This window comes from Pseudomonas viridiflava (assembly GCF_900184295.1).
Classification (GTDB): Bacteria; Pseudomonadota; Gammaproteobacteria; order Pseudomonadales; family Pseudomonadaceae; genus Aquipseudomonas; species Aquipseudomonas viridiflava.
Window position 1 is genome coordinate 1,953,727 of record NZ_LT855380.1, and the last position, 20,582, is coordinate 1,974,308.

The 20,582-nt window shown below is 58.0% G+C and carries 18 protein-coding genes; 11 read left to right on the forward strand and 7 right to left on the reverse strand.

Annotated features, from left to right (window positions below; all coding sequences use genetic code 11):
* The first annotated feature begins 228 nt into the window (after positions 1 to 228).
* Positions 229 to 1,056, forward strand: a complete 828-nt coding sequence (locus CFBP1590_RS09250) for a substrate-binding periplasmic protein (RefSeq protein WP_004880877.1) — start codon at positions 229 to 231, stop codon at positions 1,054 to 1,056.
* 40 nt (positions 1,057 to 1,096) lie between these two features.
* On the opposite strand, the gene CFBP1590_RS09255 is transcribed toward CFBP1590_RS09250, so the two are convergent.
* On the reverse strand, positions 1,097 to 1,264 hold the full coding sequence (locus tag CFBP1590_RS09255; protein ID WP_004880879.1) for a DUF2897 family protein: 168 nt from the start codon (positions 1,262 to 1,264) through the stop codon (positions 1,097 to 1,099).
* A gap of 127 nt (positions 1,265 to 1,391) precedes the next feature.
* Positions 1,392 to 2,756, reverse strand: coding sequence for an ethanolamine permease (eat, locus tag CFBP1590_RS09260; RefSeq protein ID WP_025995250.1), 1,365 nt, complete (start codon positions 2,754 to 2,756; stop codon positions 1,392 to 1,394).
* A gap of 328 nt (positions 2,757 to 3,084) precedes the next feature.
* On the opposite strand from eat, the gene pyrF reads away from it, so the two are divergent.
* Entirely contained in the window at positions 3,085 to 3,783 is a 699-nt protein-coding gene (gene pyrF / locus CFBP1590_RS09265) for an orotidine-5'-phosphate decarboxylase (RefSeq protein ID WP_025995251.1), read from the forward strand.
* A gap of 146 nt (positions 3,784 to 3,929) precedes the next feature.
* Here pyrF and CFBP1590_RS09270 read toward each other — a convergent pair whose 3' ends face one another.
* Positions 3,930 to 4,940, reverse strand: coding sequence for an NADP-dependent oxidoreductase (locus CFBP1590_RS09270; RefSeq protein WP_088234888.1), 1,011 nt, complete (start codon positions 4,938 to 4,940; stop codon positions 3,930 to 3,932).
* Positions 4,941 to 5,167: 227 nt separating this feature from the next.
* Between CFBP1590_RS09270 and CFBP1590_RS09275 the strand changes: the two genes are divergently transcribed.
* Entirely contained in the window at positions 5,168 to 6,103 is a 936-nt protein-coding gene (locus tag CFBP1590_RS09275) for a S66 peptidase family protein (RefSeq protein WP_088234889.1), read from the forward strand.
* Between the two features lie 7 nt (positions 6,104 to 6,110).
* On the opposite strand, the gene CFBP1590_RS09280 is transcribed toward CFBP1590_RS09275, so the two are convergent.
* On the reverse strand, positions 6,111 to 7,304 hold the full coding sequence (locus CFBP1590_RS09280) for a benzoate/H(+) symporter BenE family transporter (RefSeq protein WP_088234890.1): 1,194 nt from the start codon (positions 7,302 to 7,304) through the stop codon (positions 6,111 to 6,113).
* 126 nt (positions 7,305 to 7,430) lie between these two features.
* Positions 7,431 to 7,901 carry a MarR family winged helix-turn-helix transcriptional regulator gene (locus CFBP1590_RS09285; RefSeq protein ID WP_004880891.1) on the reverse strand — a complete coding sequence of 157 codons (471 nt, stop codon included), beginning with the start codon at positions 7,899 to 7,901 and terminating at the stop codon, positions 7,431 to 7,433.
* Between the two features lie 81 nt (positions 7,902 to 7,982).
* Here CFBP1590_RS09285 and CFBP1590_RS09290 point away from each other — a divergent pair, with 81 nt between their 5' ends.
* From CFBP1590_RS09290 to CFBP1590_RS09300, 3 genes are all read left to right on the forward strand, one after another.
* Entirely contained in the window at positions 7,983 to 9,149 is a 1,167-nt protein-coding gene (locus CFBP1590_RS09290; protein WP_088234891.1) for an aminotransferase-like domain-containing protein, read from the forward strand.
* A gap of 45 nt (positions 9,150 to 9,194) precedes the next feature.
* Entirely contained in the window at positions 9,195 to 9,797 is a 603-nt protein-coding gene (locus CFBP1590_RS09295) for a glutathione S-transferase family protein (protein WP_004880895.1), read from the forward strand.
* A 67-nt stretch (positions 9,798 to 9,864) separates the two neighbouring features.
* On the forward strand, positions 9,865 to 10,251 hold the full coding sequence (locus CFBP1590_RS09300; RefSeq protein WP_088234892.1) for a lysozyme inhibitor LprI family protein: 387 nt from the start codon (positions 9,865 to 9,867) through the stop codon (positions 10,249 to 10,251).
* Positions 10,252 to 10,270: 19 nt separating this feature from the next.
* On the opposite strand, the gene CFBP1590_RS09305 is transcribed toward CFBP1590_RS09300, so the two are convergent.
* Complete coding sequence (locus CFBP1590_RS09305) at positions 10,271 to 10,642, reverse strand: glutaredoxin family protein (protein WP_163001136.1); 372 nt, start codon at positions 10,640 to 10,642, stop codon at positions 10,271 to 10,273.
* A gap of 69 nt (positions 10,643 to 10,711) precedes the next feature.
* Complete coding sequence (folE, locus tag CFBP1590_RS09310; RefSeq protein ID WP_004880900.1) at positions 10,712 to 11,257, reverse strand: GTP cyclohydrolase I FolE; 546 nt, start codon at positions 11,255 to 11,257, stop codon at positions 10,712 to 10,714.
* Between the two features lie 832 nt (positions 11,258 to 12,089).
* On the opposite strand from folE, the gene CFBP1590_RS09320 reads away from it, so the two are divergent.
* From CFBP1590_RS09320 to CFBP1590_RS09340, 5 genes are all read left to right on the forward strand, one after another.
* A complete protein-coding gene (locus tag CFBP1590_RS09320) occupies positions 12,090 to 12,608 on the forward strand; it encodes an Hcp family type VI secretion system effector (protein ID WP_004882969.1) in 519 nt (172 codons plus the stop codon).
* 131 nt (positions 12,609 to 12,739) lie between these two features.
* A complete protein-coding gene (locus CFBP1590_RS09325; protein WP_088234893.1) occupies positions 12,740 to 14,788 on the forward strand; it encodes a type VI secretion system Vgr family protein in 2,049 nt (682 codons plus the stop codon).
* A complete protein-coding gene (locus CFBP1590_RS09330; RefSeq protein ID WP_088234894.1) occupies positions 14,775 to 15,674 on the forward strand; it encodes a DUF4123 domain-containing protein in 900 nt (299 codons plus the stop codon). The genes CFBP1590_RS09325 and CFBP1590_RS09330 overlap by 14 nt, the downstream gene beginning before the upstream one ends.
* Positions 15,671 to 19,351, forward strand: a complete 3,681-nt coding sequence (locus CFBP1590_RS09335; RefSeq protein ID WP_145958172.1) for a toxin VasX — start codon at positions 15,671 to 15,673, stop codon at positions 19,349 to 19,351. Before CFBP1590_RS09330 ends, CFBP1590_RS09335 begins: the two co-directional genes overlap by 4 nt.
* Positions 19,344 to 20,477 carry a hypothetical protein gene (locus tag CFBP1590_RS09340; protein WP_088234896.1) on the forward strand — a complete coding sequence of 378 codons (1,134 nt, stop codon included), beginning with the start codon at positions 19,344 to 19,346 and terminating at the stop codon, positions 20,475 to 20,477. Before CFBP1590_RS09335 ends, CFBP1590_RS09340 begins: the two co-directional genes overlap by 8 nt.
* The last annotated feature ends 105 nt before the right edge of the window (positions 20,478 to 20,582 follow it).

Sequence of the window (20,582 nt, forward strand, 5' to 3'; positions counted from 1 at the left end):
TTTACGCACGGCTGTGCCCGGTGCTCTTGTCAGGCGGTAGTCATGTGGACGCATCTTGATTGTCCTCTCTCTTGCATCGACCCTGGCAGCAAGTATTCGTGCGTTTGTACCAAGTTGGAAGAACCCTCGAGAAGCCCTCTACTGAATCGATACTTGTACGCTGATTTCTAGAGTTGTTTAAAGCGACGAAACCGCATAGCTTGTGAGGTTTTAATCGATGTCGTTTTTATGAAGAAACATGCAGTGATAATCGAGTCGTTTGCGCGCAGGGCAGTATTGGGAACGCTTCTGGTCGCGTCACTGCTGTCTGCATCGCAGGCTGCCGCCGTTCAGATCGTTCGCGTGGCGGCGGTGCATTTCCCGCCTTATATGGTCCGCCCTGAAAAAGGCGAGGATGCCGGGCTTCTTCCACGGCTGGTGGACGCCTTGAACGCCGAGCAGGACGATTATCAGTTCATCATGGTGCCCACCTCGGTGCCACGCAGGTTCCGCGACTTCGCGGAAGGTCGTTTCGACATCGCGATCTTTGAAAATCCTGAATGGGGCTGGAGGGAGATCGCTCACGAGACCGTGGACATGGGCCTTGAAGACGCTGAAGTTTATGTGGCGCGTCGCGTCGAAGGGCGTCAGCAGAACTATTTCGATGACTTGCATGACAAGCGTCTGGCGATCTTCAGTGGTTATCACTACGGGTTTGCCAACTTCAATGCCGATCAGAAATACCTGGCTGAGCATTTCAACATCACCTCCACCTATTCCCACGACAGCAATCTGTTGATGGTGTTACGTGGACGTGCCGACATCGCGCCTGTCACGCGTTCCTACCTGATCGATTTCATGTCACACAACAAGGATGAAGCGTCGCAGCTGCTGGTCTCTGATCGTGTCGACCAGGTCTATCGGCAGTACGCACTCATGCGTCCACATGGCGCCATCAATGGCGTGCATTTCAGCGAGCTGCTGCAAAAGCTGCGTGAGGACGGGGAGTTGGACACCATCTTCCGGCCGTTGAACATCAAGGTCTTGCCGATGCAGGCCGGTGTCGTTCTGGAATGAGGCAGGGCTGACAGGCTCATGCGCCTTTCAACCCCGGGATTCAGCGGTCCTTGGCTTCCTTGGCGTCCATTTCGGCGTTGCGCTCATGGACACGCTTGAGCTGCTCTTCGGTCAGAGGAACCTTTTTTGCGGTGTCGCGCAGCATCATCAGGCCACCTGCGATCGAGCCGATTGCAACCAACAGAATTAACCAGGCATACCAGGGCATAACGCTCTCCTTCTTGTGATACCGGTTTGAGCTGCGGTGCGGCTCATTGGTTCAAGTGTAAGCGCCATGCAGAGGCCGCGCGCGATCAATTCGCGTGCGGCCTCATGGTTTTATGGGAAGGGCAACGTCAGAGTCCGGTCAGCATGGCGTCGGCAGGTGCGTCGGCGCGGGACTTGGCGGTCAGGCTGAAGTAGATGAAAGCGATCGCCATCAGGCCGAGGAAGATCAGGCCGATCAGCATATTGAACCAGGCCATCGCAAGCAGGCACACCACCGCCAGGGCCAGTGCAATGCCGGGAACCACCGGGTAGCCCGGCGCACGGAACGAGCGCTCCAGCAACGGTTCGGTCTTGCGCAGCTTGAACAGGCTGAGCATGCTCATGATGTACATCACGATGGCACCGAATACCGCCATGGTGATCATCGCAGCAGTCAGCGTCATGCCGCCCAGGTTGATCAGTCCGTCGCTGTAGATCGCGGCGATACCGATCAGGCCGCCTGCGATGATTGCCCGGTGCGGCGTCTGGAAGCGCGACAGCTTTGCCAGAGAAGCTGGAAGATACCCGGCGCGGGCGAGGGCGAAGAACTGACGCGAATAGCCCAGGATGATCCCGTGAAAGCTGGCTACCAGACCGAACAGGCCGATCCACACCAGCATGTGCAGCCAGCCGGAGCTGTCGCCGACCACGGCTTTCATCGCCTGTGGGAGTGGGTCATTGATGTTTGACAGAGTGCGCCAGTCGCCCACGCCACCGGCAAACAGCATCACGCCCAGTGCCAGCGTCACCAGCGTCAGGATGCCGCTGATGTAGGCCTTTGGAATGGTGCGCTTCGGATCTTTCGCTTCCTCGGCCGCCATGGCCGCGCCTTCGATGGCCAGGAAAAACCAGATGGCGAATGGAATCGCCGCGAACATCCCTGCGATGGCCTCGGGGCCGAATGTCTGTGAGCCTGCCCAGCCGTTCAGGGCGAAATTGCTGAAGCTGAAGGCGGGTGCGACCACGCCCATGAACACCAGCAGCTCGGCAACCGCCAGAATGCACACCACCAGCTCAAAGGTCGCCGCCAGCTTCACGCCCATGATGTTGAGGGCCATGAACACGATGTATGCACCGACTGCGGCATGCTTGGGGTCAAGCCCGGGATATTGCACATTGAGGTACGCACCGATTGCCAGAGCAATGGCCGGTGGCGCGAAGACGAATTCGATCAGCGTCGCCATGCCGGCGATCAGGCCGCCTTTCTCGCCGAAGGCGCGACGGCTATAGGCAAATGGGCCACCCGCGTGAGGAATGGCAGTGGTCAGCTCGGTGAAACTGAAGATGAAGCAGGTGTACATGGTGGCGACCATCAGCGCTGTTACCAGAAATCCCAGCGTGCCTGCCACACCCCACCCGTAGCTCCAGCCAAAATATTCGCCGGAAATCACCAGTCCGACAGCGATCCCCCATAGATGCAGCGTGCCTAGCGTTGGCTTGAGTTGAGTACTCATCGTTATCTCCCTGAGGTTCGAAGTTCGTCGAAACATTTTGTTGCAGAGGCTTGCAGAGGCCGTGCCAGTGCACGACGAACCGTCGTATTGCTTCAAAAGAGGTCGTTTGTAGAACGGATCGCTGAATCGGTTCAGGGTGATGTGCGGCTTTGGTGCGTGGCGGGCTTGAGATGTTCGCTGCAAGTGCAGGCCAGCATGGGGCCTCCGGACGATCAGGCTAACGTCTGTCACAGACGGGCGCGCTTGGTAAATACCGATCTACGGGTCCCGTCTGTCCGCAGGTTCGGCTACAATGCGCGCCGATTTCGACTTACCTGAGAACCCGCCCATGTCCGCCTGCCAGACTCCCGTCATTGTCGCCCTGGATTTCCCGACCCGAGAAGCCGCCCTGCGTCTGGCTGATCAGCTCGACCCCAAGCTGTGCCGGGTCAAGGTGGGCAAGGAACTGTTCACCAGTTGTGCGTCGGACATCGTCGAAACCCTGCGTGACAAGGGTTTCGACGTGTTCCTCGACCTCAAATTCCATGACATTCCCAACACCACCGCGATGGCTGTCAAAGCCGCAGCAGAAATGGGTGTCTGGATGGTTAACGTTCACTGTTCGGGTGGCTTGCGCATGATGGCTGCTTGCCGTGAAGTCCTGGATCAGCGCAGCGGTCCGCAGCCGCTGTTGATCGGCGTCACGGTGTTGACCAGCATGGAACGCGAGGACCTGGCCGGTATCGGGCTTGATATTGATCCACAGGTGCAGGTGCTGCGTCTGGCGGCGCTGGCGGAAAAGGCGGGTATGGACGGTCTGGTGTGTTCGGCGCTTGAAGCGCAGGCGCTGAAAGCGGCTCACCCGTCATTGCAACTGGTGACCCCTGGTATCCGTCCGGCAGGCAGCGCGCTGGACGATCAACGCCGCATCCTGACCCCGCGTCAGGCACTGGACGCCGGTTCCGACTACCTAGTGATCGGCCGCCCGATCAGCCAGGCAGCCGATCCGGCCAAGGCACTGGCGGCGGTGGTTGCCGAGCTGGCGTAAACACTGAATGCCTACCCTGTGATCGTTCCCACGCTGCGTTGTAACGCCTCTCAGGACGCTCCGCGTCCGCTCGCGAATGTGAGGCAGAGCGTCACGAGATGCATGCCAACGCAGAGCGCTGGCACGATCCCCCAGCTTCAGTAATTTCAATCCACCTTCAGCATCAACTTGCCGAAGTTCTCGCCACTGAACAGCTTGAGCAGGGTTTCAGGGAAGGTTTCGAGACCTTCCTCGATGTGCTCCTTGCTCTTGATCTTGCCTTCCTTGACCCAGCCTGCCAGTTCCTTGCCCGCTTCACCGAAACGAGCCGCGTGGTCGAGCACTACAAAGCCTTCCATGCGGGCACGGTTGACCAGCAACGACAGATAGTTGGCCGGGCCTTTGACGGCCGTGGTGCTATTGTACTGACTGATCGCACCGCAGATCACTACGCGCGCACCGACTGCCAGTTGGCTGAGCACTGCATCCAGAATGTCGCCGCCCACGTTATCGAAATACACGTTCACGCCGTCCGGGCATTCACGCTTCAGCGCCTTGTGAATGTCGCTCTCGGCCTTGTAGTCGATGGCGGCATCAAACCCCAGTTCTTCGGTCAGCAGGCTGCATTTCTCCTTGCCACCGGCGATCCCGACGACGCGGCAACCCTTGAGCTTGGCGATCTGCCCGGCAATGCTGCCCACTGCCCCGGCTGCACCTGAAATAACCACGGTGTCGCCGCTCTTCGGCAGGCCGACGTCCAGCAGCGCAAAGTAGGCGGTCATGCCGGTCATGCCCAGCGCCGAAAGATAAAGCGGCAGCGGTGCGAGGTTGGTATCGATCTTGTAGAACCCCTTGGGCTCGCCGACGAAGTAATCCTGAACGCCGATGGCGCCTTGTACATGATCGCCCTTGGAGAATTTCGGGTTCTTCGACTCGATGACTTCGCCCACGCCCAGTGCGCGCATCACTTCGCCAAGTTGTACAGGCGGGATGTAGGACTTGCCCTCGTTCATCCAGCCGCGCATGGCAGGGTCCAGCGACAGATATTTGTTTCTCAGCAGAATCTGGCCGTCCGCCAATGCAGGGACAGGCACTTCCTGATAAGTGAAATCATCACGGCGCACGGCACCGGAAGGGCGTTTGGCGAGCAGAAACTGGCGATTGGAAAGATCGGTCATGGCAGGGCCTCCTATAAGAGTCAAAAGGTGATTCAAGCCTCGGACGGTGGCCGAGGCAAGCGGCGGTCGTTGAGCGAATGCCGCCTGATCCATATGGTTGATAGGAGTCCCTGTGGGCGGCTGCGTTCAAATTGATACACATGGCTGTCGCAGAGTGCGAGGCTGCGCCTTGAGTAGGCCAGGCGAGTGCTCTACATTGGCCGTTCATTGAAGTACGGATCACTGGCATGTCCTCGGTAAACTCAAACACCCTTCACCCCACGGTTCTGCGTGCAGGCGACGCCGTCGCACTGGTGTCTCCGGCCGGACCCGTGGACGCGCGCAAGATCGAATCGGCGGTCGAGGTTCTCAAGAGTTGGGGGCTGCGCCCGCGTGTCTATCCTCATGCCCTGGGCAAACATTCGTTCTATTCAGGCACTGACGAAGAACGTCTCGCCGATCTCAACGCCGCGCTGGCCGACCCTGAAATCAGAGCCGTGATCTGCAACCGTGGTGGCTACGGCATGCAGCGGATCGTCCGGCAGGTGGACATGGACGCCGTTCGCCGCGATCCGAAACTGGTCACCGGTTTCTCCGACATCACCGCCTTGCACGGCGCGCTCTGGAACCACGCGCGTCTGGCGAGCATTCACGGTCCGGTCGCGACCCAGCTGGAGCGCGGCGGGCTATTTGCCAGCGGTATGCGCCACGTATTGATGAGCACCGAGCCGGTTCTGCTCAAGTCTGACCCCGCAGCGCCAAACGCCAGTGTACGTACCGGCGGAACGGCGCAGGGTGTGCTGCTGGGCGGCAACCTTTGCATGTTGAGCACCTCGGTCGGTACGCCGTTCATGCCTGAGCTGACTGGCGCGATTCTGTTGCTTGAAGAAGTGAACGAGCCCGCGTATCGGGTCGATCGGATGCTCACGCATCTTGGCAACTGCGGCATTCTTGAGCGTCTGGCAGGTATCGCGCTGGGTGAGTTCAGTCCTGCCCCCAACACCGGTGGCACGATCAGTCCGGCCCATGTATTGGCAGAGCGCCTGAACAGTCTGGGTATCCCTGTGCTGGGCGGACTGCCCGTAGGGCACGGCGATGCCAATCAGGCCGTACCGCTGGGAACACAGGCCGTGCTGGACGCAGATGCAGGTACGTTGCTGGTCGCGGCAGCTGCTCGTGAGTAAACCCGCTTCAAGCTGCCCGGCGCGGATTTAGAATCAGCAGCGTCAACACACCCGCCACAATGCCCCAGAACGCTGAACCGATGGAAAACAGCGTCAGCCCGGATGCGGTCACCATGAAGGTGATCAACGCTGGTTCTCGTTCGCCGGGCTCGGCCATGGCGACAGTCAGGCCGTTGATGATCGAGCCGAACAGCGCCAGCGCCGCAATCGACAGCACCAGCTCTTTGGGAAAGGCGCTGAAGAGCGCGGCCAGCGTCGCGCCGAACACACCCGCCACTGCGTAGAAAATGCCGCACCAGATCGCTGCGGTGTAACGCTTGTCCTTGTCTTCATGCGCGTGTGGGCCGGTGCAGATCGCTGCGCTGATGGCCGCCAGGTTGACGCCATGGGCGCCGAAGGGCGCGGTCAGCAGCGAAGCAATACCGGTCACGGAGATCAACGGCGAGGCGGGCGTCTGATAGCCGTCGGCTCGCAGCACCGCAATCCCCGGCATGTTCTGTGACGTCATGGCCACCACGAACAACGGAATACCGATGCTGATGGTCGCCGCCAGTGAAAACTCAGGTGTCGTCCAGACGGGCAGAGCCACTTCCATCGCCAGACCATCGAAATTGAGCAGTCCCAGCAGCGCTGACAGCACCACCCCGACCAACAGTGCCGCCAGCACCGAATAGCGCGGCGATATACGCTTGATCACCAGATAGGTCAAAAACATACCCAACACCAGGCCGGTACGATGCTGCACCGCGATAAAAATCTCGCTGCCGATCCTGAACAGAATGCCCGCCAACAAGGCTGCAGCAAGCGAGGCGGGCAGGCGTTTGACCATGCGTTCGAAGCTGCCGGTCAGTCCGCACAGCGTAACCAGAATGGCACACGTGATGAACGCGCCGATCGCTTGCGGATACGTCACCCCGCCCAGACTGGTGATCAACAGCGCGGCCCCGGGCGTTGACCAGGCCACGGTGATTGGCGCGCGATAACGCAGTGACAGACCGATGCTGCATACCGCCATGCCCATGAACAAGGCCCACAGCCATGAGGAAATCTGCACGCTGGTCAGCCCCGCTGCCTGGCCTGCCTGAAACATCAGCACCAGCGAACTGGTGCAGCCGGTCATCATGGCGATGAAGCCCGCTACAACAGCGGAGGGCGATGAGTCTGCCAAAGGGCGCAAAGGCAGCTTCAGGTGAGAATTCATGCAGGGTCTTCCTTGAACGGCAGGCAGCAAAAAGGCGCACAGCCTATACGGATCGCCTTGCAGGCGTGCGATACAGCGGCATGAGCAATTGCCGGAACAGTTATTTTCGGTGAGCAGGTAACCTGATCAGTCGGCGTCCGAATCGGCGGGTCGAGCGCTGGACTGCAGCGTCTGGCCAAGCGCTTCGTTGACGGCCATCCAGCCATCCACGGCTGCCTGCCCCGCGTCGGCGAAAACGCGTTGCAGCAGTTTGACCTGCTCGCGACGCAGCGCCTGTTCAAACCTGACGCCTTCTTCAGTCAGCCCGAGCAGTCGCTTGCGCTTATCGGTGTCGGGCGCCTCGCTGTGCACCAGATTCATGGCGATCAGTTGCCGCAGCGGGGCGTTGAGGGCCTGCTTGCTGACGCCGAGTACCGTCAGCAACTCCTTGACGCTGAGGTCGGGATAGCGCGCGATGAAAAACACGATGCGCTGATGGACGCGACTGAAGCCGCGCTTGTCCAGCATTTCGTCGGCCTTGGCAGTGAAAGCCTGGTAGCCGAAGAAAAAGGCTTCCATGGCACGCTGCTGATTGGCGGAATTTTTAAGGTCAAGCATATTGACGTATCCGGGTGGCGCGGCGTAATTTGAGTCAACAAGTTTGACTCATTTGCATTGGGCTCTGCCAGGGATATTGTCATGCCATTCTCCGAACGCGTTTCCCGTCTCAAAAGTTCTCTGATCCGCGAGATTCTTGCCGCTGCCCAGCGTCCGGAAGTCATGTCCTTTGCCGGTGGCCTGCCTGCCGAGTCCATGCTGCCCAAGGTCGAGTGGGCGCAAATGCCTGTCACTCTCGGCCAATACGGCATGAGTGAGGGTGAGCCGGCGCTGCGCGAGGTATTGGCTGCCGAAGCCCGGGCGTTGGGTATCCAGTGCGACGCCAGCCAGATACTGGTGGTCAGCGGTTCGCAACAGACGCTGGACCTTGCTGCCAAGCTGTACATCGACAAGGGCACGGAAATCCTGCTGGAAGCGCCGACTTATCTGGCCGCGCTGCAGATCTTTCAGCTGTTTGGCGCGAATTGCCTCACGGTGCCTTTGCAGGCCGATGGCCCTGACCTCGCTGCCATGCGCCAGCGTCTGGAACAGCACACACCTGCCTTCGCTTATCTGATCCCGACCTTTCAGAACCCCTCCGCCGTGCGCTACAGCGAAGCCAGTCGCGAAGCGGTAGCGGCACTGCTCGACGAGTTCGGCGTGACCCTGATCGAGGACGAACCCTACCGCGAGCTGAGTTTCGACGGCGGCAGCGCCAGGCCCATCGTCAGCCGTTTGAAGACGTCCAGCTGGATCTACACCGGAACGGTCTCCAAGACCCTGCTGCCCGGTCTGCGCGTGGGGTATCTGATCGCCAGTCCCGATCTGTTCCCGCACCTGCTGCGCCTCAAGCAGTCGGCCGATCTGCACACCAATCGCCTCGGACAGTGGCAGGCCTTGCAGTGGATCGGCACCGAACACTATCGTGAGCACCTGACAACGCTGCGTGAGTTCTATCGCAGCCGACGGGACGCGTTCGAGCAGGCGCTGCAGGATCATTTCAGTGATCTGGCCGAGTGGAACAGCCCGCAAGGTGGCCTGTTCTTTTGGCTGACCCTGCGTCAGCCGCTGGATACGCGCACGTTGCTGGACGCCGCGCTGGCGCAGGACGTCGCCTTCATGCCCGGCGAACCGTTCTTTGCCGACCCTGACGCCAATCACGGTCATCTGCGACTCAACTTCAGCCACATTGATCCGGCCCGGCTGGATGAAGGTGTGAAACGACTGGCATCTGTCGTGCGCGCAGCACAGAATCTCAAGGCAGCCTGAATCGATTCGATCAGCAGGGACTTCGGTCACAGAAGGGGCAGGGCGATGTACAAGGTTTACGGTGATTACAACTCGGGCAACTGCTACAAGATCAAGCTGATGCTCAACCTGCTGAATATTCAGTACGAGTGGGTGCCGGTCGATATCCTCAACGGCGAAACCCAGACGCCAGCCTTTCTGGAGAAGAATCCCAACGGCAAGATTCCGGTTCTGGAACTGGAAGACGGCACATGCCTGTGGGAGTCCAACGCAATTCTCAATTTCCTGGCCGACGGCACCGCTTATCTGCCGACCGAGCCACGCTTGCGCACGCAGGTCCTGCAGTGGCAGTTCTTCGAGCAGTACAGTCACGAGCCTTCGGTGGCGGTTGCGCGCTTCATCCAGTTCTATCTGGGCCTGCCCGCAGAGCGCATGGTCGAGTACCGCGCCATGCAGAAGTCCGGCTATCGCGCGTTGGCTGTTATGGAGCAGCAACTGGATCGTACGCCGTTTCTGGTGGGCGAGCATTTTTCCATTGCCGACATCGCGCTCTATGCTTACACCCATGTGGCGCATCAGGGCGGCTTTGATCTGGCGCCTTATTCCGGCATCCGCAAATGGCTGGATCGAGTCAAAGACCAGCCAGGGTACGTGGGAATGCTGGATTGATTGCAGCTGCGGGAGCCGGCCTGTTCACCACAACAGCTACCTGACATACCGAGAAAAGGAATATTCCATGCGTTTCGCTATAACTGTCCTGGCCGCCCTGATGGCACTGGGCGTTGGCTGTTCGGCCCAGGCCGAGGACTGCGATGCCAGTCAGGCGAGCATGAACCAGTGCGCAGCCAAGGAATTATCAGCACTCGATGCCGACCTGAACACGCAGTACAACGCGCAGATGAACTGGCTGAAAAGTCCGGCAAAAAAACAGGCGCTCAAGGACGCTCAGCGCAAATGGCTCGCTCTGCGTGATGCCGACTGCCTGTATCAGGTGGGCAAGCGTGAAGATTCAGGGTCGATCTGGCCATTGCTGCAAACCCGGTGTCTGGCAGAGCAGACCCGAGTACGGGTCAAGCAGTTGAAGGCTTACGTTGCCTGTCGGCAGGAAGGTTGCCCGCGCTGAGGGGGCGCGGGCAGCGGATTCAGACTGCGCCGAATCGTTTGTCCAGATAATCAATGATGACGTTGGACTCGTACATCCAGACCGTTTTGTCGCCTTCTTCGATGCGCAGGCAGGGCACCTTGATTCTGCCGCCTTCGTTGAGCAATGTCTGGCGATCCAGCTCGTTGTTCTTCGCATCGCGCAGGGCGACCGGGACGTTCAGGCGGCGCAGCGCGCGGCGGGTTTTGACGCAGAAAGGGCAGGCGTGAAACTGATACAGCGTCAGGTCCTGAGCCGATTGATTCACTGCGGCCTGCGCTGCCGGATCACGTTTCTTCTTGCTCGGGCGAGTGAGGAAATCGATGCCGATGACGAGTTGGCCGAGACCGACCCTTAATGCTTTCATGAACACGATCACAACCTCTTGCGATGGGGATATGGAGCAGCAGCCGCGCCGAAAGGCGAGGCTGCGAGCCGGGGATCACTTGATCAGGCTGAGAAATTCGCTGCGGGTCGCTGCGTTTTCACGGAACTCGCCAAGCATCACCGAGGTGATCATGGCAGAGTTCTGCTTCTCGACGCCGCGCATCATCATGCACATGTGCTGGGCTTCGATGACCACGGCAACACCGAGTGCGCCAGTGACTTGCTGAATGGCCTCGGCGATCTGACGGCTGAGGTTTTCCTGGATCTGCAGGCGGCGAGCATACATGTCGACGATGCGTGCGACTTTCGACAGCCCAAGCACCTTGCCATTCGGGATGTACGCGACGTGAGCCTTGCCAATGAACGGCAGCAGGTGATGCTCGCACAGCGAATACAGCTCTATGTCCTTGACCATGACCATCTCGCTGGCGTCAGAGCTGAACAGCGCTTCGTTGGTCACTTCTTCAAGGGTCTGCGCGTAACCGCGGCACAGGTACTGCATCGCCTTGGCGGCACGTTTCGGTGTGTCGAGCAGGCCTTCGCGGGAGACGTCTTCGCCCAGTTGCCCCAGGATGGCGGTGTAATTCTGTTCCAGTGTCACAGGACTGTGTTTCCGTGTGGGTTCGATAAACGCGAAGGCATGACGCCTTCGCCAAGTCACATATAGTAACTTACGCGCAGGGACAGGTGCACGGCGGGGCTGCAAAACGGCGTTTTGTATCGGTTTGCTTACTCGATGGCAACGCACTGACTACCCATTTTCCCCGGTGGACGCGGTCTGATGGACAGGTTTTCAAATACTGTCCGTTGAAAGAGTGAGTCCGGGATGTTGAGTCGAATGGTAAAAATGGCAGTGTTCGCCATCGTGTTGTCGTCAATGTCGGGCTGCTGGCCGTTCTGGCCCGGTCCTGGCGGGCATGGGGGCGGCGGTCACCATCAGGGGCCTGGCGGTGGTGGAGGTCCGGGTCCGGGTTTTGGTCCTGATGGCGGTCGCTGAGGTCAAGGGGAGCGCGGTTGGCTTCAGACCGCCTTCCGTTTTCATATCACTGTTCAGTTTTACTCCGTTTCTGTTCGGTGAATCTGCCTGCGTGTCCAGACCGGTATTCAGCCAGGATCTGGGTGTTGATGCCCTTTTGCTATTATGCGCAAGAAGTTGCTCACGCTTTCGGCCAAATCCTGCCTTCTAATCGCTGCAGGCTATGTGGTGGGGGAGCTGTAGCTAATTGCGCAACTTCTTGCACACCGGTGCGCAACTTCTTGCGCACTTCTAATCATAATTCCTACGAAGCAATAGCCTAATTCCTATATTTTTATATTAACTAACTGATTTTAAAAGCTTTTAAAAAGTCTGGCACAAAGCTTGATGGCTCTAAGGCGCCACAGGAGCGATCTTGCTCCTCGGGTCCCCTATTTGTTCAGCAAGGAGCACCTCTATGGCTACGCCAGCGTATATGTCCATCACCGGCACCAAACAAGGCCTGATCACTGCCGGTGCCTTCACCGCTGATTCGGTCGGCAACACCTACCAGGAAGGTCACGAAGACCAGGTCATGGTTCAGGGTTTCAGCCACGAAGTCATCATCCCGCGTGACCCACAGTCCGGCCAGCCAACCGGTCAGCGCGTTCACAAGCCAGTCAAGATCACCAAGGTGTTCGACAAGTCCTCGCCACTGCTGCTGGCAGCACTGACGTCGGGGGAGCGCCTGACCGAGATCACCATTCAGTGGTACCGCACTTCGGCTGCCGGCACCCAGGAACACTACTTCACCACCAAACTCGAAGACGCGATCATCGTCGACATCAAGGACTACATGCATAACTGCCAGGACCCGGCGAACGCGCACTTCACTCACCTGGAAGATGTAGAGTTCACCTACCGCAAAATCACCTGGACCCACGAAGTATCCGGTACTTCGGGTTCCGATGACTGGCGTTCCCCGGTCGCCGGCTAAGTCGCGCCGACCGCTTCAAGCATCGGCCAGCTCTGCTGGTCGATGTCGTTTGCACGCTTTCAGAGTTCAGCGCGCTCAGGACCGTTTATCGGGCTTTGAGGCGCGCTGCGATATTGCACGAGGAACATGGAATGTTCGCACCGGCCAACCAGACTCATTTCAGCCTGACCGTGGAAGGCTTTACCAGTGTTTTTCAGGTGCTTGCCCTCACCGGTAAAGAAGCCATCAGCCAGCCATTCGCCTTCGAGGTAGAGCTGGTCAGTGAGCAACCGTCCCTGGACCTCGAAACGTTGCTGCACAAACCGGCCTTTCTGCAGCTTTCGCCTGACGGCAGCGGCATTCACGGCCAGATCTACCGCGCCGCCCAAGGCGATTCCGGCAAGCGGCTGACCCGCTACGCCGTGACCCTGCGCCCACAGTTGGCGTACCTGGCGCACCGCATTAACCAGCGCATCTTCCAGAACCTGAGCGTGCCGAAAATCATCGGCCAGGTCCTCGAAGAACATGGCATTCAGAGCAACGCCTACCAGTTCAAGGTCGGGGCAACGTACCCGGAGCGCATTTACTGCGTTCAGTACGATGAATCGGACCTGCACTTCGTCCAGCGCCTGTGTGAGGAAGAAGGTATCCATTACCACTTCCAGCACAGCACCACCGGTCACACGCTGGTGTTCGGCGATGACCAGACGGTGTTCCCGAAACTGGCGCCCGTGGCTTATCAGCAGGACTCCGGCATGGTCGCCAGCGACCCGGTGATCAAGCGTTTCGACCTGCGCCTGGAGACCCGCACCAGCCGCACGACCCGTCGCGACTACGATTTCGAAAAGCCGCGCATGACGCTGGAAAGCGAAAACCGTGGCGACGCACTGCCTGACCTCGAGGATTACGACTACCCCGGCCGCTTTGTCGACCGTGACCGCGGCAAGCACCTCGCCAAGCGAGCACTGGAGCGTCATCGCAGCGACTACCAGTTGGTCGAAGGCAAGAGCGATCAGCCGTTACTGGTCAGTGGCCATTTCCTGGCCATGACCCAACACCCCAAGGCCAAATGGAACGACCTGTGGCTGCTCACCGAAATCCTGCACGAAGGCAAACAGCCGCAAGTGCTGGAAGAGTCGGTCACCAGCGACACCACTGACCTGAAGGATGACTTCCATCAGGGCTACCGCAACCGTTTCCAGGCCACCCCGTGGGACGTGCCGAACCGGCCGCCGCTGGACCATCCCAAGCCACGCATTCTCGGCAGCCAGAGCGCCGTGGTCACAGGTCCACAGGGCGAAGAGATTCACTGCGATCAGTACGGCCGCGTCAAAGTACAGTTCCATTGGGATCGCGAAGGCCAGGCCGACGACAAGACCAGTTGCTGGCTGCGGGTCTCATCCGCTTGGGCTGGCGCGATGTACGGTGGCATCGCCATTCCGCGCATTGGCATGGAAGTGCTGGTGACCTTCCTGGAAGGCGACCCCGATCAGCCGCTGATCACTGGCTGCCTGTACCACAAGGAAAATGTCGTTCCGTACGACCTGCCGGCAAACAAGACCCGCAGTACGTTCAAGACCCTCAGCTCACCGGGCGGCGGCGGTTATAACGAGCTGCGCATCGAGGACCGCAAGGGGCAGGAGCAGATCTACCTGCACGCCCAGCGCGACTGGGACGAGAACGTCGAGCACGACCAGAAGATCCGCGTCGGCAACGAGCGCCACGACACCGTCGAGCAGAACAGTTACAGCGAATTCAAGGCCGAGGAACACCACACTGTCTACGCCGACCGCAAGGTCGAAGCCCGTGCCGACGATCACCTGACCGTGGCGGTCAATCAGCACGTGAAGATCGGCACAGGCCAGTTTCTCGACGCTGGCCAGGAAATCCATCTGAGCGCTGGCATGAAGATGGTGATCGAAGCGGGCAAAGAACTGACCCTGAAGGTCGGTGGCAGCTTCATCAAGATCGACGCCAGCGGCGTCACCCTGAGCGGTCCGGTGATCAACGTCAATACCGGCGGCAGTCCCGGCAGCGGCACACCGGCCGCCCCGCTGAAGCCCGGCCCGTTGCAGCAGGCCGATGCTGATGAGGCGGGGCAGGTATTGGTGCCCGCACAACGACAGGCATTGATGCAGAGGAAGCCGATCTGCGCCATCTGTGAAAAGGCCAGACTGGAGACATCAAATGCACGGAATTGAACGGCCGCTGAGCGAGCATTTGCCTCGTGATCTACCTTGGCGGGGAACCGTCGCACTGCTGCTGGATGGAGTCAGCGTCGACAAGTTGCCTCAGCAGTTATACACATGGTCCGAGGCGCCGGATTACCAGCCTCTTTATCTGGGGACGCGTTGGTCAGGGTTGACCGATATCTCGCCGTGCCTGGTCCGCCTGAACAGCGAGCGTGATCCGATCTGTCAGCAGTTTCTGGCGCACGCCGACGAAGAGTGGGGTTACCTCGTCTTCAGCGATCAGCCTTGGCAAACCGTTCTGGATCACTTTCGCTGGTTGATCTGTGTGACTCATCCCCAGGGCCAACAGGTGCTCCTTCGCCTCGCGGATCCGGCGGTGGCGCACGCCTTGCTGGACCAGAGCATGCAACGGGGAGACGCCACATTGTTCGGGCCTTGCTCGCACGTTCTGACTGCCGATGCGGCGCTGAGGTGCTGGCACAACCACCGCCGTCCCGCTAAAGCTCCCGTGACCTCTCACGTCGAACCGTATCGGTTGAGCGAATCACAAGTCACATTGCTGGACGAGGTGAATTTCAGGTCGGTGGTCATCCGTCTTGACCGGCATATGCGGGAATATTTCCCAGCGTTCCAAGTGCACCTTGACGCTCTGGATCGCTGGAAATATCTCTATACGCTTGCCTCGAATGCTTATGAGCGAGGGTTCGGCAGCGAACTGGAAATCACGCTCTACGCCAACATCCACGGATTTCTCGGACCTCATGCCATGACCGAGCATCCAGACCTCGATACGTTGCTTGAAACGCCGTCAACGCTTTCTCCTACTCAACGGATTGAGCATGTCGCCAGTATCGCCAGGGAAAGGGCTGAAAGCCTGCAAGGGAGCCACGGATGAGCACGCCCGCCACCTCAGGAAAAAATCCTAACAACGTCAGCGTGAGTCGCGAGGATGCCAGAAGCTCTACAGGCTCATGCCCGCTGATGAAGGGTAAGATTCAACTGGTGCCTTTGCGTTATGGGCTGGTGAACGGCACTGCTCTTGACCCATCGGGTGAAATACCTGTTCCTTACAAACTTGGCACGCGTCCTTTGGGGATCCGTCTTCTGCGTGATGGATGGCTCTACGTGATCGACAGTCAGAATGATGAGCTGTCGGAGTATCGAGTCATTGATGGTCTGGTCAGCGCAAGGCTGTCGCAGGGTCCTGACGTCAGCAGCGACAAACGCCAGAGCCCGATTGAAAAGCCTGTGTTGGTGTACTCGAAACGCAGCATTCTTTACGTTAACTATTCCGAGGTTCAGTGGACGGCAAAGAAGTGTCGTCAGGTGCTCAAGAGCAAGTCAGAGCGTATGTTTTTTATGCAGGCTGTTGATTTGAACCGGGCCAATTGTGAAACCGGCGGTCCGAGTTTGTTGACGCCTGCTCTGGCCGAGCGCTGGCTGGCAGAAGTTGCGACTGCTCGTGTGCAAAGCGAGCAGATTGAACGCGACAGAGCTGCGGCTAAGGCTCGCGAGGACGCTGAAAACGCTGAACGGAGGAAACGTAATGAACCTGAGGAAAAAGCGACATTTCTTCCTTCAGTCACTGTTTACGTCTCTCCTGAACATGAACGCATTCCCTATTTGTGGGAGAAGCCCGAACGCTTCCGCGAAACGTCAATGACCCCGTTGAGCAGTTGTATTGAGGCAGAGTACCAGCAGGATGTCTTGTATCTTGTGGTAGAGGACAGTATTGGCGTCCTTCGAGATCTCGCCAATTACCAGGATCAGGTAGCCGACTGGATTGATACGTGGGCAAAAGGTGGACCGCAAGAGCGCGCGAACGAACGTGATTACCTGCTTGCCTGCTATATCGAATCGTTGACTCAACTTACTCAGGAGGATATCGGCGGACTGGCCGATGCCAGTGATGATCCGGCCATCAAGCAGATGCTCGGCGATCTGAAAGGAATGCGACAGCCTGAGCAGGGCACCACGCGGCAAGCGATGCTTGAATACCTCAACAAGGGCGGTTTGATGACCCCGCCCAAAGGAAGTCCAGTCCCGCCGGAGCTTGCCGATTTGCAACAGCAGGCATTGGATCATGCGTTGCAGATGGCAATGTACGGCGGCCCTATGGCAGGCCAACACATAGACACTCAGGGGATTGAGGACGCTGACCGTATTTACTACACCCGTGAGCATTTCAAGGGATGTCCTCAAGACTTTGTCAACAAGCACTTCGACGCGCTGCTTAAACTCGGCAAGGAGCAAAATCGCCGGATAAAGGACGTGCTCAATGGCGCCAGGATGGGGCAACGCGGTATTAACGACCTGATTGACCGTGAGGCGATGGATAACGCCTTGTTCGAGCACAGGGGATCAATCAAGCGTTGGAACAGGCTACTCGACAGCATTACCGCCGATAGAGCTGACATGATTTGCGCCGGTCGTTTTCATAAAAATGTCTGGTATTTCGATCCTCAAAATACAGAACAGGTTGGCCAGGCGTTTGCGACAGAATATGGGTGCATGAAAGATATCTGCCGCAGCGATGAAGCCTGCGATGCGATCTTCAAGTATCTGGAGGAAGCACCGCAGTTCAGTCGCCCCATGTTTTACGCGTTACCCTACAGTGAGCAGACGGCGGTCTGGGTTCAGTACGGTTTCGCACAGGCAGCGGGTATCACGTTGTTCAACAACGTGCCTGAATACCTGAAGACCCTTAAAAAGATTGAGGAGCATCGTTTGCCGGCCCTCGATGAGCTCCCGGAAGATACGCGAGCGGTGGCGGACGCTGCACAGCAGACCATGACTCCGGCGCTTAATCGCGGCATGGAAAAAATGCTGGCAGACTTTGATCAGGTGCTGAAGGGGCAGACGATACCTGATCTGGATACGCTTTTCCGCCATTTACCCAACGCCTTGCCGATCCGTATCCTGGATGCCGCGAAGCGTGAGGGCGTGACCTTTACCCTGGCGTCAGACGCCGAGAAGGCCGCGCTCAAGCGTGCGCTTCAGGACGTGCTCGAAGAGCAGGGGCATTTACGCAAACTCAATCAAGAGCGAAATCAGGTAAAGCGCACGGCGGGTCACAAATCGCCAAAAGCTCAACAGCTCCAGGCTGAAATAGTGGTCGCCCGAAAGCAGCTGATGGCCAGTGAGGCCCGTCTGGCAGGGGGACTCAGCCCTATAGGCGAGCTGCCTGACAACAGCGCACGGCTGTATGGGGCAACGCCTGTACGTGCCGGGATTACCGTTGTTTTCCCGCCAGCGAATCATCAAGAGATATCAGGCTTGATGAGAAATTTCCGAGACGGCGTAAAAGCCGCACCGAAGCAAAACCTGATGGGGGATGGGGCGGCGTTATTGTTGTTTGTTGTGCAGGCGGTGAATTTGCTCCAGGTAGCTAAAGAAGCATTTGGCAAAAATAAAGATCAGAGAACCTGGATACCGTTTACAAACGCATTGGCGGCTACTGGTGCGGCAGGGTTCGCTGCTGCTCAAGGCATATTTGATACAGCGCTGACAGCCCGCAGTTCACTTCTTGTGCAAGGGTTGCAGAATCATTCGTTAGGTCATTTACAAGTTCAGATGGGCAAGTTGCATATCGGTTTGGGGTCTATGACCTACGTGTTGGGTATATACGCTGCCGGTGCCAGCTTCAAAGGTTACCAGAGCAGTTGGGAGCAGGCTGTACGTAGCGGAAATGATGGGGCTCAGGCCGGGGCTACCATGTCAATGGCGGGTTCAGGGGGATTGTTGGCTAGCAATGCATACGGGCTGGGCAGCACCGCCCGTGCAACATACACAGTAATCGCTGCTGAACAAGGAGCCGTCAGAGCCGCTGCATGGGCCGCGTCAGGCGCTCGATTATCGAGCGTGTTCTTTCGTGCCAATCTTGTTGGAGCCCTGTTTACTGCGTTGGAGCTGGGAGGGAACTACATTTACAACTACTACAACACCAGCGCGCATGACCAATGGCTACAAACCACACCGTGGGGGAAAGACGCGAGCAAACGCAAATCTCTCAGTCTCGCTGAATACCAACTTTCACTTGTGGCGATAACGCAGGCACCTTCCGTGCAGGTTGGTCGTGTCGAATACGACTCATGGTGGAAAAACCTGTTCCTGAGCGCCAAAATCGGTGACATACATCTGGTTTTACCCGGTCTCGACATGACGGCGTTCCAGGCTCCGTTAGCTGGTCAGCCTAGTCATCAGTTGAAAATCGGAGCTTACCGCATCAACAAAATTCTCATTGATCGGGCACTGACCACAGAGCGTTGGGAAATTCTTAGCGAGCCGGTCGTTGCGGGGCTGCGTAGAAATGAGGGCGATCAGGTGGTCCTCTGTATAAATTACTCAGAGAGCGATGAGCGTATTGTCGGTAAGGCCGGTGAGGAACTGATGTTGGTGGTGGCCGTTCAAAGTATGGGCTCCAATGGCCAGCCTCAACAGCGAATCCACTATATCCGTCTAGATCCGAAGGGCTCAGGTGCCTTTCCCTCGGTTGACCAGGCCCAGCCTGTCCATCAGGCACCTTTGCTCCCGGTAGAGCCTCAGACACTGGAAACTACTTCGCATGTCTAATACCGTTGATGTCAGTATGACCGATCCCGCTACCACAACGCCGCACCGTGCCGGAGACGTAGAGCGTTTTCCCTCTGGGCAAACCATTTACCTCGCACCCTTGCCGCTGCCCACTGATGCAATCCCACACAGCCCCCATGTGAGCGATCTCAATGATACTTATCTGGATTTTGGGGGTGGGAAACCTCAGGTGTTTTCATGGCAAGTGACGTTGGGCGGCCCATTTACGGCTGCGATTTTCATGCTACTGGGTGGCCCGATCATCATCGCTCTTTTGGGCGTGAGCTTTGGCTACGGCGGTTCTGACATCAACGATGCAATGCAAGGCGTTTTTACAGCTGCATTAGAGCCAACCATCTGCATATTTCTATTTAGTCTGAGCATTGGTCTGTTCGTCTGGATCCACAACCATAACAAGTACACCAAAGTCATCCCGACGCGTTTCAATCGCCAGCGCCGTGAAGTCTGCTTTATGCCCACTGGTGCAGAATCCCCCACGTTCGTGCCCTGGGAGTCACTGTCCGCCTGGGTGGTTCAGGCACAGGGCGCGACGCAATATGGCGTGCATCGCCAGTACGCCATGGGGATGGGCTACCAGCAGGCAGGTCAGCAGGTAAGTGTCGAGTTTATGTGTGCAGGCCTACCGTTGGCGATCGCTCACTGGGAAGCTGTCCGCGCCTTCATGGAGTATGAAGTTCACGATCTTAAAAGCATTCAGGACCCGATGGACCTGCAGGGACCTGATGATCCCCGCCATGAAGGTGTGCACACCTTTCGCAACGCGCGAGCCAGGTTACATCGGATGATTCGTGAGAAGGAAAAGGGCTGGGTGTACGGTTTTTTCTGGTACCTGTTCCACGTCATGACGTTCTGGACGCTGCCCAATCGACTCGTTGAATGGGAAGTTCGCCGAATCGAAAAAGTGGGCCGCAGGACGTTGCCGGAGGCCATGCGGTCCTGGTCTGAACCACTGCCGCAAGCTCAATGGGCCAAACCCAGCGAAGAACTCATGCGCCTGAGCAAGGAGGTGAAAGTCTTGAAAGCACGCACGCCATTGCGATCAATTACAGATATCTTCGCCGAGGTTTGTCAGAATACAAAAAGCGGTCAAAAACAGCGGCGATAGTTGATCGATAAGAGGGGAGACAAACACATTGTGTGCCTGTATCTCCATTATTCTTTGATGTATATGCTTTTAATGTAATTATCGTTAAGCGCGGTTCAAGTAATG

What these genes read in the sequence shown, in the direction of transcription:
- CFBP1590_RS09285 (WP_004880891.1), bottom strand. Translation starts at nt 7,901, where the DNA reads ATGCTTGACCTTAAAAATTCCGCCAATCAGCAGCGTGCCATGGAAGCC.
- CFBP1590_RS09295 (WP_004880895.1), top strand. Translation starts at nt 9,195, where the DNA reads ATGTACAAGGTTTACGGTGATTACAACTCGGGCAACTGCTACAAGATC.
- CFBP1590_RS09270 (WP_088234888.1), bottom strand. Translation starts at nt 4,940, where the DNA reads ATGACCGATCTTTCCAATCGCCAGTTTCTGCTCGCCAAACGCCCTTCC.
- eat (WP_025995250.1), bottom strand. Translation starts at nt 2,756, where the DNA reads ATGAGTACTCAACTCAAGCCAACGCTAGGCACGCTGCATCTATGGGGG.
- CFBP1590_RS09255 (WP_004880879.1), bottom strand. Translation starts at nt 1,264, where the DNA reads ATGCCCTGGTATGCCTGGTTAATTCTGTTGGTTGCAATCGGCTCGATC.
- CFBP1590_RS09290 (WP_088234891.1), top strand. Translation starts at nt 7,983, where the DNA reads ATGCCATTCTCCGAACGCGTTTCCCGTCTCAAAAGTTCTCTGATCCGC.
- pyrF (WP_025995251.1), top strand. Translation starts at nt 3,085, where the DNA reads ATGTCCGCCTGCCAGACTCCCGTCATTGTCGCCCTGGATTTCCCGACC.
- CFBP1590_RS09325 (WP_088234893.1), top strand. Translation starts at nt 12,740, where the DNA reads ATGTTCGCACCGGCCAACCAGACTCATTTCAGCCTGACCGTGGAAGGC.
- CFBP1590_RS09250 (WP_004880877.1), top strand. Translation starts at nt 229, where the DNA reads ATGAAGAAACATGCAGTGATAATCGAGTCGTTTGCGCGCAGGGCAGTA.
- CFBP1590_RS09275 (WP_088234889.1), top strand. Translation starts at nt 5,168, where the DNA reads ATGTCCTCGGTAAACTCAAACACCCTTCACCCCACGGTTCTGCGTGCA.
- CFBP1590_RS09300 (WP_088234892.1), top strand. Translation starts at nt 9,865, where the DNA reads ATGCGTTTCGCTATAACTGTCCTGGCCGCCCTGATGGCACTGGGCGTT.
- CFBP1590_RS09320 (WP_004882969.1), top strand. Translation starts at nt 12,090, where the DNA reads ATGGCTACGCCAGCGTATATGTCCATCACCGGCACCAAACAAGGCCTG.
- CFBP1590_RS09330 (WP_088234894.1), top strand. Translation starts at nt 14,775, where the DNA reads ATGCACGGAATTGAACGGCCGCTGAGCGAGCATTTGCCTCGTGATCTA.
- CFBP1590_RS09340 (WP_088234896.1), top strand. Translation starts at nt 19,344, where the DNA reads ATGTCTAATACCGTTGATGTCAGTATGACCGATCCCGCTACCACAACG.
- CFBP1590_RS09280 (WP_088234890.1), bottom strand. Translation starts at nt 7,304, where the DNA reads ATGAATTCTCACCTGAAGCTGCCTTTGCGCCCTTTGGCAGACTCATCG.
- CFBP1590_RS09335 (WP_145958172.1), top strand. Translation starts at nt 15,671, where the DNA reads ATGAGCACGCCCGCCACCTCAGGAAAAAATCCTAACAACGTCAGCGTG.